This window comes from Stenotrophomonas sp. GW821-FHT09E08 (assembly GCF_059416125.1).
The window spans coordinates 16,601-30,443 of sequence record NZ_JBWKOO010000009.1 but is presented as its reverse complement, the minus strand read 5'-3'; the positions used below and the strand labels follow the sequence as shown (position 1 = coordinate 30,443).

General features: G+C 65.0%; 12 protein-coding genes. 9 read left to right on the top strand and 3 right to left on the bottom strand.

All coding sequences use genetic code 11. The annotated features are described in order from the left end of the window. Positions 1 to 47: 47 nt before the first annotated feature. A complete protein-coding gene (locus AC07M7_RS12825; protein WP_495207531.1) occupies positions 48 to 1,541 on the bottom strand; it encodes a helix-turn-helix domain-containing protein in 1,494 nt (497 codons plus the stop codon). A 410-nt stretch (positions 1,542 to 1,951) separates the two neighbouring features. Between AC07M7_RS12825 and AC07M7_RS12820 the strand changes: the two genes are divergently transcribed. From AC07M7_RS12820 to AC07M7_RS12800, 5 genes are all read left to right on the top strand, one after another. Further along, positions 1,952 to 2,836 (top strand): NAD(P)-dependent oxidoreductase, encoded by an 885-nt coding sequence (locus AC07M7_RS12820; RefSeq protein ID WP_495207530.1) that lies wholly within the window; start codon positions 1,952 to 1,954, stop codon positions 2,834 to 2,836. A 101-nt stretch (positions 2,837 to 2,937) separates the two neighbouring features. After that, positions 2,938 to 4,077, top strand: a complete 1,140-nt coding sequence (locus AC07M7_RS12815; protein WP_495207529.1) for an SPFH domain-containing protein — start codon at positions 2,938 to 2,940, stop codon at positions 4,075 to 4,077. 21 nt (positions 4,078 to 4,098) lie between these two features. Then, positions 4,099 to 5,451, top strand: a complete 1,353-nt coding sequence (locus AC07M7_RS12810; protein WP_046983344.1) for a membrane protein — start codon at positions 4,099 to 4,101, stop codon at positions 5,449 to 5,451. Further along, positions 5,448 to 5,705 (top strand): hypothetical protein, encoded by a 258-nt coding sequence (locus AC07M7_RS12805; protein WP_046983345.1) that lies wholly within the window; start codon positions 5,448 to 5,450, stop codon positions 5,703 to 5,705. Before AC07M7_RS12810 ends, AC07M7_RS12805 begins: the two co-directional genes overlap by 4 nt. Positions 5,706 to 5,981: 276 nt before the next feature. Then, positions 5,982 to 7,646: a tyrosinase family protein gene (locus AC07M7_RS12800; protein ID WP_495207528.1), complete on the top strand. Its 1,665-nt coding sequence runs from the start codon at positions 5,982 to 5,984 to the stop codon at positions 7,644 to 7,646. 53 nt (positions 7,647 to 7,699) lie between these two features. On the opposite strand, the gene AC07M7_RS12795 is transcribed toward AC07M7_RS12800, so the two are convergent. Together AC07M7_RS12795 and AC07M7_RS12790 are read right to left on the bottom strand one after the other, a co-directional pair. Next, the gene (locus AC07M7_RS12795; protein WP_495207527.1) at positions 7,700 to 8,596 is read right to left on the bottom strand and encodes a tyrosine-protein phosphatase; all 897 of its coding nucleotides are present in this window, start codon (positions 8,594 to 8,596) and stop codon (positions 7,700 to 7,702) included. A gap of 17 nt (positions 8,597 to 8,613) precedes the next feature. Continuing rightward, positions 8,614 to 10,902: a TonB-dependent receptor gene (locus AC07M7_RS12790; RefSeq protein ID WP_430766111.1), complete on the bottom strand. Its 2,289-nt coding sequence runs from the start codon at positions 10,900 to 10,902 to the stop codon at positions 8,614 to 8,616. Between the two features lie 123 nt (positions 10,903 to 11,025). On the opposite strand from AC07M7_RS12790, the gene AC07M7_RS12785 reads away from it, so the two are divergent. From AC07M7_RS12785 to AC07M7_RS12770, 4 genes are all read left to right on the top strand, one after another. Then, on the top strand, positions 11,026 to 11,670 hold the full coding sequence (locus AC07M7_RS12785) for a TetR/AcrR family transcriptional regulator (RefSeq protein ID WP_430766110.1): 645 nt from the start codon (positions 11,026 to 11,028) through the stop codon (positions 11,668 to 11,670). Positions 11,671 to 11,812: 142 nt separating this feature from the next. Beyond that, the gene (locus AC07M7_RS12780) at positions 11,813 to 12,235 is read left to right on the top strand and encodes an AprI/Inh family metalloprotease inhibitor (RefSeq protein WP_495207605.1); all 423 of its coding nucleotides are present in this window, start codon (positions 11,813 to 11,815) and stop codon (positions 12,233 to 12,235) included. Then, complete coding sequence (locus tag AC07M7_RS12775; RefSeq protein ID WP_253078034.1) at positions 12,166 to 13,125, top strand: cation diffusion facilitator family transporter; 960 nt, start codon at positions 12,166 to 12,168, stop codon at positions 13,123 to 13,125. Before AC07M7_RS12780 ends, AC07M7_RS12775 begins: the two co-directional genes overlap by 70 nt. Positions 13,126 to 13,196: 71 nt before the next feature. Continuing rightward, complete coding sequence (locus AC07M7_RS12770; protein WP_495207604.1) at positions 13,197 to 13,823, top strand: DNA-3-methyladenine glycosylase; 627 nt, start codon at positions 13,197 to 13,199, stop codon at positions 13,821 to 13,823. Positions 13,824 to 13,843 lie beyond the last annotated feature (20 nt).

Genomic DNA, 13,843 nt, shown 5'->3' with positions numbered 1-13,843 from the left:
CATCCCATCACCCCGGGCAGGCCCGCGCCTGCACCGGGGCGTTTGTTTTACTGATCCGGCGTTCGCCGGTAGCTGCGCGGGCTGACCCCCACCGCGCGCCGGAAGCTCTTTTCGAAGTGGCTCAGGTCACCGAAGCCAACCTGCAGTGCGACATCGGTAATGCGCAGGCGTTGCCCATCCCGCAACAGCTGCTTGGCATGCTCGATGCGCAGTTGCTGCAGCAGCAGCTTGAACGTCGTACCCAGCTCGCTGCGAAACAGGAATCCCAGGTGAGACTGGCTGACATGGGCCTGGCGGGCGAGGTCGCCCAGTGTGAGCGGCTCCGCGGCGTGGTCCTTCAGATAGGCCAGGGCACGCTTCAGGCCATCGTGCAGGCCTTCATGCGCAGCCCTCGGCGCATCCTGCTGCCCAGGCTCAGGAGCGGCAGCTTCCTCAATCCCGGGCGGTAGTTTCGGCGCGCGCCCGGCATCGATGGCGACATTGCCCGCTGCCAGATCCGGCGCGTGGCGTGCCAGATCGTCGCGACGGATGCAGCGGCCACCGGTCATCACCGCCAACCGCACCACCACCCGCTCCATCTCCAGCAGGTTGCCGGGCCAGTCATGCGCACACAGTACTTCCAGCACATCGTCACCCAGCACATGGGGATTGAACCCATGCAGCTCCAGTGAACGTGCCGCCAGCGCGGCGATGTCCTCCACCCGTTCGCGCAGCGGCGGAATATCCACGGTCAGGAACTCCAGTCCGGCCAGCAGGGCGCGCGAGAACTGCTTCTCCCTCACCCGTTGTTCCAGGTCCGCGCTGGTCGAGGCGATCACCCGTGTCGGACCGGTCGCCTGCGTATCGGCATGCGCGGCGGGCAGCCCACGCATGCGATGTGACAGCTGGCCCTGCAGCGACACCGGCAGTTCGTCGACTTCATGGAAGTACAGCGTTCCGCCCTGCGCGCGCGCGAACCAGTCGCAGGCTTCACCCTGTGGATGGACACAGTTCACCTCGACAAACGGGCCTTGCCGGTATCGGCCACCACTGTGCAGGGCTGCGGCCAGTTCCATTTTCTCGGTACCGAACTCGCCACGCAGCAATACCGGCAGCGGACTGGCCGCCGCGCGTTCGACGAACTCGTCCATCTGCTTCAGCGCCTCACCGGCGCCGACCAGCAGCAGCGGTCGGCTCAGCGCCTGTTCGGCCCAGGCCTTGGCCTCGTAACGCTTGATCAGGTGTGCACAGCGCTGGGCAAACTGTTCACCCAGCGCCAGGGCACTGCCGTCCAGCCGGCCCTCTTCACCTTCCAGATGCAGCTCACCCAATACCTCGCTGCCATAGCGGATCGGCAAGCGCTGGCGGGCAGCGGCCTTGTCGTCCGTTACCGCCACCGCAGTCACGTCCGTATGGCCAGCACTGGAACCGCGCAGATGGACGCTGCCGCCACGCAATGCATGGTGTTGCGAGAACTCCTTCACGAACGCGCCCAACAGGTCTGGCAAGGACCGGTGGGGTCGATAGGCGCGCTGCAACATCTCACTGACTTGCCTGTGCATTGAAACTCCCCTTTCGAATGGCAACCCGCTGCCGTTGCAGCGGGTGATCGCGCAATGGGTACCGTGCGGCTTCATTGCGTGATGCTGCGACGCCCCCGCCGCGCCTCGCGCCAGCCGCAGCACACGCAGGTGAACCTGCACACTGTCCGCCCCCATGCCCCCAGGAGGTTGCCGTCGGTAGGTCGACGATGCGGACGTCGGACGGATCCCGGCGCCTCAAGCGCAGATACGCGCATTCGGCCTCGGGATTATCGAAAGTGAGTTTCGAGAAAATCGTGATGATAATCACGTGAATATCGGTGATTATCTTTGCCAGCAATGCAACGCGGGGGAATGTCGACCTGCACGGCCTGTGCGCCCTTTGCCGATCTGCGGCATGATCGACGCCTTGCCATGATCGGGAGCCTTCCATGCCATTGGGATTCATCGGCCTGGGCGTGATGGGCACGCCGATGGCGGGCCACCTCGCGCGGGCCGGGCACGCCGTGCTGGGCTGGTCCCGCTCCGGCCGAAACCACGAGGCGGCACGCACCGCCGGCGTGCAGCCCATCACGCAACGGCAGGACGTGTACGACGCGTGCGGGACGATCCTGCTCATGCTGGCCAACGACGAGGCCATCGACAGCGTGCTGGATCGGAACACGCCGACCTTCCCTGCCCGCGTCAAAGGCCGCCTGGTGATCAACATGGGCACCAGCTCGGCAGCCTATTCCCAAGCGTTGGGCGAACAGATCCGCGCGGCAGGCGGGCGCTACGTGGAAGCGCCGGTCTCCGGCTCGCGGGTGCAGGCGGAAGCCGCGCAACTGGTCATCATGCTGGCCGGCGACGAAGCTGACGTGGCAGAAGCCTCGCACCTGCTTGCGCCCCTCGGCCGGCAGTGCGTCGCGTGCGGTCAGGTGCCAGCGGCGTTACGCATGAAGCTGGCAGTGAACCTGTATCTGATCACGCTGGTCACCGCACTGGGCGAGGCCGTCCACTTCGCCGAGGTCCACGGCATTGCCCTGGAGCGCTTCGCCGAAGTACTCAACGCCGGGCCGATGGCCAGCGAGGTATCGAGGATCAAGCTGGACAAGATGATCCGCGAGGACTTCGCGGTCCAGGCCTCGATCACCGATGTTCTGAAAAACAGCGGCCTGGTGGCCGGTGCCGCGCACGAGGCGGGCATGCAGGCGCCCCTGATCGACGCCAGCGATGCACTGTTCGCGCGGGCGCAGCGGATGGGGCTGGGAGGGCTGGACATGGCCGCGGTACTCCAGGCGATCCGGGGCGGCCCACAGGCCACCAGCGGAGCCTGAACTGGAATCATCTTCCGGCACCACAGCAGTCCCTGCCCGCTGCTATATTCAGTCCAGCTCGGCAGGCATGGTGCCTGTCCTCGAATCACAGGGAGTTGGACATGGGTCTTATACAGGCGGTCAAGGGTGCGGTAGGCGGTGTGCTGGCCGACCAGTGGAAGGACTTCTACACCGTGCCGGCGGGCCTGCCGTCCACGGCGGCCCTGTTCGCGGCGGTGCCGCAGGGCACCAATGCCGGCCGCGGCTCCAACACCAGCGGCTCGTCCAACATCATCAGCAACGGCTCGAAGATCATCGTGCCGGAAGGCTACGGCCTGCTGCTGTTCCAGGACGGCGCGATCACCGCCTTCGTCGCCGAACCGGGTGGCTACGAATGGCGCTCGGACGATCTGAACTCGCAGTCGATCTTCGCCGGCGACGGCCTGGTCAGCACCTTCATCAAGCAGAGCTGGGAGCGCTTCAAGTTCGGCGGCCAGCCGGGCTCGCAGCAGGCGGCTTACTTCGTGTCGCTGAAGGAACTGCCGGACAACCGCTTCGGCACCCAGTCGGAAATCTACTGGGACGACGGCTTCCTCAACACCCAGGTGGGTGCGGTCACGCGTGGTTCGTACACGCTGAAGATCGTCGATCCGATCCTGTTCGTGAAGAACTTCGTGCCGGCCAGCTACCTGCAGCCGGGCCAGGTGTTCGACTTCACCGATCTGGACAACGCCGCCGCCAGCCAGCTGTTCAATGAAGTGGTCGGTTCGCTGGCTCCCGCCTTCAGCCTGTACACGAACGATCCGAGCAAGGGCAACCGCATCACCAAGCTGCAGCAGGATTCGCTGGGCTTCGCGCAGAGCCTGTCGGCGGCAGTTGAGCAGGGTTACCAGTGGAAGTCCGATCGCGGCCTGGCCATCGTCAAGACCGCCATCGTCTCCATCGAGTACGACGCCAACACCCGCGAGCTTCTGAAGACCGTGCAGCGCGCCGATGCGCTGTCCGGTTCGCGCGGCAATTCCAACCTGCAGGCCAGCGTTGCCCAGGGCATCCAGTCCGCCGGCGAGAATGGCGGCGCGGCAGGCCTGGTCGGCGTCGGCATGGCCTCGGGCATGTTCGGTGTCGGCGGCATGCAGCAGCCGGTTACCCCGGCCGCCGATGATCCGGTGGCCAAGCTGAAGAAGGCCAAGGAAATGCTCGACCTGGGCCTGATCACCCAGAGCGACTACGACGCGCTCAAGGCCAAGGCACTGGGCCTGTAACCGGCAGGACGTACAACCACCATGTCCGATCCCCGAAACGGCCCACCGCCGCTGCCCGGATCCGCGCCCTCGACGCCGCCGCCCTTGCCGGCGGCGTCGTTGGATGGGCCGGGTTCGCCGCAGGACGTCCCTCCCCTGCCCGGCAGCTTCCCGCTGGACACCTCGAAACTGCCGCAGGCCATCCGTGATGAAGTGGAAGCACCCGATCCTGTGGCCATCGACACCTCGGCCAGCGAGCTGAAGGACGGCCTCAACCGCTGCCCCAGGTGCGGCGCCACCGACATCCGGCCCAAGGCCGGTACCGATATCCTGGTCTGCCTCTACTGCCGTCACGAATGGCATGGCGCGCGGGTCGAGGAGGAATTCGGGCTGGGCGAAGCCATCGACCAGCTGCGCGGTACCGTCATCGCCTCAGGCGCCCGTGACATCGATGCCGACACCTCGGCGTTGATGACGTTCAAGTGCACCGGCTGCGGCGCTGAAGTCACGGTCAACACCGAGAGTACTATGACGGCGCGCTGCCACTGGTGCCGCCATGTGTTCGGTGTCAACGAGCAGATCGCCAACGGCGCGGTGCCCGATGCCGTCCTGCCCTTCCACATCAAGAAGGACGATGCGGTCGCACGCATCCGCCAGTTCGTTGACAAGCGCCGGATGTTCGCGCTGAAGGCGTTCAAGGATCAGTTCACCCCGGAGAACGTGGTGGGCGTGTTCCTTCCGTACATGATCGTCGACAGCAATGTCAGCGCTGCCGTGACCGGCAAGGGCGAGATCAAGACCCGCGAATACACGGTCGGCAGCGAGAAGAACAAGCGCACCCTCTACGACGCCGACGTCTACCAGGTCGAGCGCCAGGTGGATTTCACCGTCGATGACCTGCCGCTGGAATCCTCGGCCGAACGCGGCAACCTGGACACCCGCGCCAACACCAACAACATCATCAACACCATCCTGCCGTTCGATACCAAGAACGCGGTCAAGTGGAACGCCTCGTACCTGGCCGGCTTCACCTCGGAGAAGCGCAACCTGGACGTGGAGAAGCTACGCCCACGCCTGGAAGATCAGCTGCTGTCGATCGCGCGCGCGCAGGTGGAGGGCTCGGTGAAGCGCTACAACCGCGGCGTACGCTGGGAGCAGGAGCAGCTGGAGGTGCATGGCACCCGCTGGGTGTCGATGTACCTGCCGGTGTGGCTGTATTCGTACCACCAGCCCGGCAAGAACGGCGGCATGCTGCACTACATCGCAGTGAACGGCCGCACCGGCGAAACCATGGGCAGCGTGCCCGTGCAACAGTGGAAGATGCTGTTGGCGGCACTGGCCACCGGCACCGTCATTGAAGCCCTCGCAATTGCCTTCCTGGTGGCATCGACATGAGTGATGACAGTGGTCTCTGGCTGTTGGCGGCAGGCCCGGCCGGCGCAACCGCGCTGTACTGGGCGCTGTACCGCTATTACCGCAACACCGACAAATCGCATTCCTTCGAACACGAAACCGAGATCGAAGCCCAGCCGGTGACCGGCTCGGACCAGCAGGTGGGCCGGGTCACCGGCACCGAGGAGAAGCGCATCCGCGGTGACAACGTGTACGAGTACCGGAAACGGGTGGTAAGAGTGAAGCCCGATCAGTAGAGCCAGGCCATGCCTGGCTGATCGACAACGCAGCGACGACGACGGTGAACAGCTTCAGCCGGGCAGATGTGTACGCGCCTGCGACTGTGGCCTGCTTCGCAGATCAGCTCTGTTTGCCATGCCTATACTACCGCCGCTTCCACCCCGGCCATCGTTGCACCTGCCGGTGGAAGCGGCGGGGCTGGATGTCCCCGTCGGACCGGCCGCCACGCTGCCGCCGGTCCTGCCAGTGATTTGTAACCCAATGCGGTTCAACCAATCACCAGGGGGAAGGCTATGCGCTACACACGTCGTGATTTTCTTGCCACCACCGCCAGCGCTTCATTGGCGTCACTGGTCGCGTCCGGTGCCTGGGCCAGCGGCGCCGCACCGGCCGACAAGGCCGCGCAGGCACGCTACCACCGCTACAACGTCACCAGCCCCGAAGGCCAGCGCATGCTGGCCAGCTACGCACGCGGCATCAAGGCCATGCTGGCATTGCCGGCGGATGATCCACGCAACTGGTTCCGCAACGCCTTCGTGCACCTGATGGACTGCCCGCATGGCAACTGGTGGTTCTACGTCTGGCACCGTGGCTATGTCGGCTACTTCGAGCAGACCATCCGCACGCTCAGCGGCGATCCGCAGTTCGCCATGCCCTACTGGGACTGGACCGAGCTGCCACGGATTCCCCCGGCGATGTTCGACGGCGTGCTGACACCCACTGACAGCGCCTATGCGCCGTATACACGCAACCTGGCGGTCTTCACCCGGTTCATGCGGCCAGCCCTGCAGCGTTACTGGGAAACGCTGGATGCAGGCCAACGCGATCAGCTCAAGCTCCGTGGCTATCTCACCGCGGACGATGTTTGGAACGATGTGACCGGCTACAGCGCCGCGGAAAAGACCGGTATCTCGGGCAATGCGGCCTATGCGATCACCTGCGGCGCCCGTTATCTCTGGCGCGAGAATCCCGGCTTCGATGCAAAGACCGCTTCGGCCGTGTCTCCCGATACCATTCACGCGGGGCTTTCGCCGGTCGAGTTCTACAACGATGATGTGAGTCGCAGCTTCACCAGCTCGCGTACGGCCTCACACGTGGTGCAACCCGACGGCGCCACGAAATTCTCGGTACTCGAAGGCTTCCCGCACAACAAGGTGCACAACTGCATCGGTGGCGTCGGCGCGGTCGATCCCGGCCCCTATGGCAACATGACCAACTTCCTGTCGCCGCTCGATCCGATCTTCTACCTGCACCACGCCAACATGGACCGCCTGTGGGACGTGTGGAACCAGCTGCAGCAATCCCGCGGCAAGCCGATCATGCCCATCAACGTCGACCAGCGGCGTCAGTTCATGAACGAACCGTTCCGGTTCTTCGTCAATTCACAGGGCAAGCCCGTTGGCGAGCGTCCTGCCAGCGCCTTCTTCTCCACCACGGCCTTCGACTACGACTACGTCTATGGGGGCCGCAACGACCTGCTGACGGCGGCCGCACTGCCCGCAGCTGCCGGTGCGGTGCGGGTGGTGCGCGGCACACGTTCCGATGGCACTGTCCGCGTGGCTGTCCCCAATGAGGCGGTGCGCGCGCACCTGGCCGCATCGGGCCCACGACAGTTGATTGCGGAAGTGACTCTGGAGCGACCACGCGGCTTGAACAACACCCGCGAGTTCGACGTGCTGATCAACGCACCCGCCGGTACCTCGTCCGTGGATGCCGACAGCCCGTACTACGCCGGCACCGTATCGTTCTTCGGGCCCACCATGGCCGGGATGGATCACAGCCATCCCACCACGTTCGCGGTGCCGCTGCCTCAGAAACTGGGGGCCCTGCAGGCACTCAATGCAGCCGATGGTGGAACGACCACGCTGGAGATCCGTCTGGTTGCATCGTCCGGCCAGGCACCGCAGACGTTCCCGGTGCTCGACGCCGCCATTCTGGTTGCGCCGCTGCAGCCGTGATGACGCACTGCAGGTGCCGGCACTGTCCGGCACCTGCCTTGGGCATCCAGTTTTCAGCCTGCCTGCCCCAGCCGTACCTTCAACTGCTGGATCTCCTGTTCGCTGACCCCGATCGACTTCAGGTAACCCTCTGCTCCACCATACTGGCTGTGCAGTGCCGCCAGGAACTGCTCCATGTTGTCCGGCGCGGTACCGGACATGCCGGCCATCCTGCGACCGATCTCCGGATTCTGCTTGATCAACGCCATGATCTGCGCGTTCATCGCGCTGTCCTTCGGCTGCCCTTCCAGGTAGTGCGCCGAGATCGCGTAGTTGTGCACGATCTCGGCCTTGGGCACGCCCGCCAGGTCCAGCAGCAGGCCGGCGATGATACCGGTGCGGTCCTTGCCTGCGGTGCAATGGAACAGCACCGCGCCATCCTGCTGCGCGGCGATACGCTGGAACACCTGCTTGAACTGCGGCTGGCTGTGGCCCAACCACTGCACATAGGCCTCGCCCAGCGTATCCGGGAAGCTGGTCATCATCTTCTGCAGGTCCATCTTCTCCGTGCCCATCAGCGAAATGCGCTGATAGTCGAAGCGATCGTCGCGGGCCAGCAGATCCGGTGACTGTGCTTCCTCATCGGCGGTGCGCAGATCGATGTCGAGCTTCACACCGGCGGCAACGAGGGCGTCACGGTCGGCATCGGTCAGGCGGCCAAGGTCGGCGGTGCGCACGAAGGCATCGGCTGGAATCGGCCCTTTGCTGCCCTGCAGGCCAGCGAAGGTACGCACATTCCAGGCACCCTGCAGCGGGATCACCCGCTGCGCATCGGCGGCGGCGGGCTTTGTGTTGGCGGTAGCCACCTGTTTGGCAGCGACGGCCTGCGGCGTATCAGCGGCAACCGCTGCGGCAGCCATCGGTAGAGCCAGCATCAGGGCCAGAGCGAGTTCGGTACGAGCGATCTTCATTGGAATCTCCAGTCGAATCAGAAGTTGACGGCCACATCCAGGCCGAAGGTGCGCGGGTCGTTGAAGATGCCGCTCTGGCCCAGCGCTGCGCTGTTGATCTTGTAGAACAGATGCTGTTCATCCAGAAGATTGCGCGCCCACAGCGAGAACGACATCGTGGTGCCGGTGCTGTTGACCGGTACATCCACCAGCGCCACCCGAGCGTTCACCACGAACGAGCTGTCGGTGAGCATCTGGTCGTACTCGCTGGTGTAGTAGCCATCAGACCAGTTGCCGTCCACATGGAACTTCAGTGCCGAGAAATTGGCGAACGGCACCAGGTAGTCGACCGACAGGCTGCCGGCGTTCTTCGGCGCCAGCAGCGGCTGGACCGTTACCTGCACCCCCGCACCGAATGGGTCCGTCGCGGTCTGCGCGTCGATCTTCGTATAGGCGTAGTTGAGGCCGAGCGTGAGGTTATCCACCGGCATCACATTGAACTCCAGCTCCGCACCGCGCGATTTGCCATCGCTCAGTGCATTGGTGGTGACCATGGTGGTGCGGGTCTCGCCACTGTTCGGGTCGAACGGCAGCGAGAAGTCCATCTGCTTGTGGGCGATGGTCGAATCGAACACGGCGAGGTTCAGGCGGGCGCGGTTGTCCCAGAACTGCGATTTGAAGCCCAGCTCATAGGCCGTCACTTCTTCAGGACCGAACGCGCTGTAGTTGGTCGAGCGCGAGTTGGCACCGCCGGCCTTGAATCCCGTGCTGTACTTGGCATAGAGCATCGCGTGCTCGCCAAGGTCGTAGGCGATGTTGACCATCGGGTCGAAGCGGCTCCAGCGGTCCTTGAACGCGAGGTTGGTCGCCGCACCATTGACGATGTACAGGCTGCCCTTCTTGTCATCGCGGGTATAGCGGCCACCGGCGGTCAGGTGCAGGCGCTGCAGCGCCTCCGGGGTCCACGTGGCTTGGCCGAACACACCCAGACTGTCGGTCCACGCTTTGCTGGCGCGGTCGATGCGTACCCGCGAGAGATCCAACGGGTTGGTCGCCGGATTCACCGTGTAGCTGTTGCCACCTGGGCCCCAGACCAGCATGTTCGGGGTCTGCGCATTGTCACCGGCGGTCTCGTGGTAGTAGAACGCACCGCCGAGGAACTGCACCTGCGAGGTATTGCCGATCAGCTGGAATTCCTGGCTGTACTGGTGCTGGTAGACCTGCGCCAGGCTGTAACGCCCGAAGGGTGTGCCTGCGCCACCATAGGCCGAGATCGCATCGACCAGGCCCATGTCGAACTGGCCCTGGGTGAGTTCGCGGTATGAACTGATCGACTTCAATTCCAGGTTGTCGTTCAGCGTCCACGACAGGTTCAACAGATGGCCACTGGTCCGCCCGATGTTGTCTTCCTGCGGGCCGCCGAGGATGGCGCTGTCGCGGCGATCCTGGCTTGCGCCGGACTTCTGCAGCGGGCTCAGGTAGGCACCCGGCACCAGCACCTGGGTGTGGTACGGCGTGGTCGCGTCGTAGGAACGATCGAACGCGTACAGCAGCGAGAAGTCATCACTCGGCTGCCACAGCGCACTCAAGCGCGCGCCACGCTTGTCGTAGCTGTTGAAGTCACGCTCGCCACGCATCGGATTGTCGGTGGTGCCGCCACGCCTGGCCTGCACTGCATCGATCTTGAAGCTGACATCGCCCACCTTGGGCAGGTCCAGGTGCAGCGCGCTGTTGTAGCCGCTGAAGTTGGACACACCGGCACTGACGCTGCCGCCGAATTCGCCGGTCGGTTGCTTGGTCACGATGCTCACTGCGCCGCCTTCGGTATTGCGGCCGAACAGCGTGCCCTGCGGCCCCTTCAGCACTTCGATGCGCTCCACGTCGTAGAGCATGCTGCCCAGGCCCTGCGCACGGCCCATGAACACTCCATCGACATAGATACCGACGCCGGCGTCGCGGGCCGGCTGGTTTGCGTCACCGGAGGCGCCAATGCCACGGATACCGATGTTCAGCGCCGAACTGCGGGTGGCAAACGGCGTGACCCGCAACGACGGAATGGAACCATCAGACAGGCTGCCCAGCGAGATCGCGCTGCGGTCCTTCAGCGCTTCGGCATCGACCACCGACACCGAGATCGGCGTCTCCTGCAGGTTGGTGGCGCGTTTCTGCGCGGTCACCATCACCTGGTCGAGGGCGACGACAGTGCGCGCGACCTCGGCGGAGGCGGCAGCATCGGCGCTGGGACTGTCTTCTGCATGGGCCAGCGCCGGCAGAGCGGCGGCGATGGCGAGGGTGAGCAACGGGCGGTGCAGCGGGAGGTAGCGCATCGGACTCATTCGCGGAAGGAGGAGGCCGGCGCAGTCTGGGAGGTGGGAATTACAAATGAATGACCGTTCATTCACCCCTTTTGTGACGTACTATCCCGCCTCTGGACGCCCCTACCTCTCGCAATGACGCCGAAAACCGCCGTAGCCGTATCCACCAACGACCCTGCTGCCGCCCATGCCGAAGCCCAGCGCCGGCGCATCCTTGATGCCGCCCAGAAGTGCTTCATCACCCGCGGATTCCATGCCGGCTCGATCGGCGACATCGCCGCCGAAGCTGAGATCAGCCAAGGGCTGATGTACCGCTACTTCGCCAACAAGCGGGCCTTGATCCTGGCGCTGATCGAGCGCCAGCTGCGCCACGACCAGGCCTCGATCAGCGAGATGCCGGCAGCATCGGACCTGGTGGACGGCCTGCTGGAGTGCTACCAGCAATGGGCACGCGGCGAAGTGCTGCCGATCCACGGCAACGCCATCGCCAGCGTGGCACTGTATGCGGAGATCAATGCCGAGGCGCATCGCGACCCGATGCTGGCCGAGGTACTGCGTACCCATGACAGGCAGACCAGCGCTGCCATCCACGCGTGGTTGCGGCAGCGCGACGTCAGCCTGGGCCGCGTCGTGGACGAAGAGCGGATTGCCAGCCGAACCCTGCTGCTGCGGCTTCTGGTGGAAGGACTGGCGATGCGTGCCGTGCGCGATCCGGACTTGCCTGCGGCACGGGTTCGCACCCTGTTGGCCGACGCCATCGGGCGGGTGATGGCGGACTGAGGCGTACCGCCGATCCTCACACGATCCCGCACCTCGTCGGCAACGCTCGCAGACCGAGGTCTCGTTCAGTTCCCACGACGATAGCGACCAGTGGCGGCGCGACAACCGCCGCCATCGCAATCGCGACGTCCGCGACGACGACCTGTTCGGCCGCTGGACCCTGGGCCAGGAAAACGGCAGCACCTGTACCATCGAACTGCGGAACAGTGAATGGTTCGGCGGCTACAGCGCCTATGTTCCGGCTGGCTGTCCGGATGGCTTCTTCCCGGCCAATCGATGGGTGCTGTCCGGCGATGAGCTGCTGCTGACCGACTCCAGCAATACTGTGTTCGGCCGCTTTCACACATACAGGTGGCGGCCGCTGGTCGGGCGCGCTGAAATCGGACGGCACGCGGCTGTATCTCCACCCCACAGGACGCTGATGCGCCAGCCCTGCACGCAGTGGGCACGGCCGCGCGCGGAAGATGATCCCCTCTGTCTTTTCACGCCCGCGCGATGTCTGCTCCCACCGGCTCCCGCCTCGTCATCTACGCCGCCCTGGCCGGCAACCTGGCCATCGCTGTAGCCAAGTTCATCGCTGCGGGCATCTCCGGCAGCTCGGCCATGCTCAGCGAGGGTGTGCATTCGCTGGTCGACACCGCCAATGAGCTGCTGCTGCTCTACGGCCTGCATCGCGCCAGCAAGTCGCCGGACCCGGTGCACCCGTTCGGCTACGGGCGCGAACTGTACTTCTGGAGCTTCATCGTTGCCCTACTGGTGTTCGCTGCCGGCGCTGGCGTCTCCGCCTACGAGGGCATCCAGCATATCCGCCGACCGGAACCCGCCACCAACCATGCGCTGAGCTACAGCGTTCTCGGTATTTCCATGCTGTTCGAAGGTGCATCGTGGTGGGTGGCGCTGCGTGAGTTCCGCCGGACCAAGGGCACGCTCGGGTACTTCGAAGCCTTCCGCCGCAGCAAGGATCCTTCCACATTCACCGTGCTGCTGGAGGACAGCGCCGCGCTGCTCGGCCTTGGCTTTGCGCTGATCGGTCTGGTCGCCGCCCAGTTGCTGGACCTGCCCGTTCTCGATGGTGTGGCGTCCCTGTGTATTGCTGGCGTGCTGGCGGCTACAGCCTTCCTACTCGCACGCGAAACCAAAGGGCTGCTGGTAGGTGAGCCTGCCCATCCCGCGGTCGCGGAGCGGATCATGGCCGTGGCCGAAGCCGATCCGGACCTGCGCCGTGCCAACGGCGTGACCACCATGCAGATGGGACCAGAGCAGGTCGTGGCCATGCTCAGTGCAGAGTTCGAGGATGACCGCCGTACGCCGCAGATCGAGGCCTGCATCACCCGTATCGAGACCGCCGTGAAACGCGAGTACCCGGAGCTGGTAGCTCTGTTCATCAAGCCGCAGACACCGGAGGTCCATGCCGCCCGTCGTGCGGCGTTGGCAGCACCTCCCCGGCAGGATTGACGCAGCGTCCGCAACGGCTTCACCTGATCGCCGCCACACTGCAGACTCCTCCTGCAGAGCTTGCCACCGCCGTGCTGGACTGGTTGCCCGATCACTGGAAGATCCTTCCCCGCCGCTTCTACCAGCGCCCGTCCACCGACGTTGCCCCTGAGCTGCTCAACAAGCTGCTGGTCCGCGACGATGGCCGCGCGGCGCGCATCGTCGAGGTCGAGGCCTATGCCGGCAGTGTGGATCCAGCCGCGCACTCCTATCGTGGGCAGACCCCACGCACGGCCAGCATGTTTGGTGAGGCCGGCCATCTCTATGTCTACTTCACCTACGGCATGCACTGGGGCAGCAACGTTGTCTGCGGTGAAATCGGCGAAGGTGTCGCCGTCCTGCTGCGCGCCGCCGAGCCATTGGCGGGGCTGGAGCGGATGCACGAACTGCGCCCGGCGGCCAGGCGTGATCACGATCTGGCCAGCGGCCCCGGCAAGCTCTCGCAGGCTTTCGGACTGGACCGCGGCTTCGATGGCGCGGATCTGGTGACCGGGAACCAAGGGACCATCATTGCCAGCGACGGCACCGCACCGCCGCTCGACCCGGTCGTCGGGCCCCGCATCGGTATCACACGTGCGGTGGACTTTCCCTGGCGCTGGCACGTTCGCGACCACCGTCACGTTTCGGTACGCCCCTCGCGCGCGCTTCGCAAACGCTGACCGAGGCGCGTCACATCGGC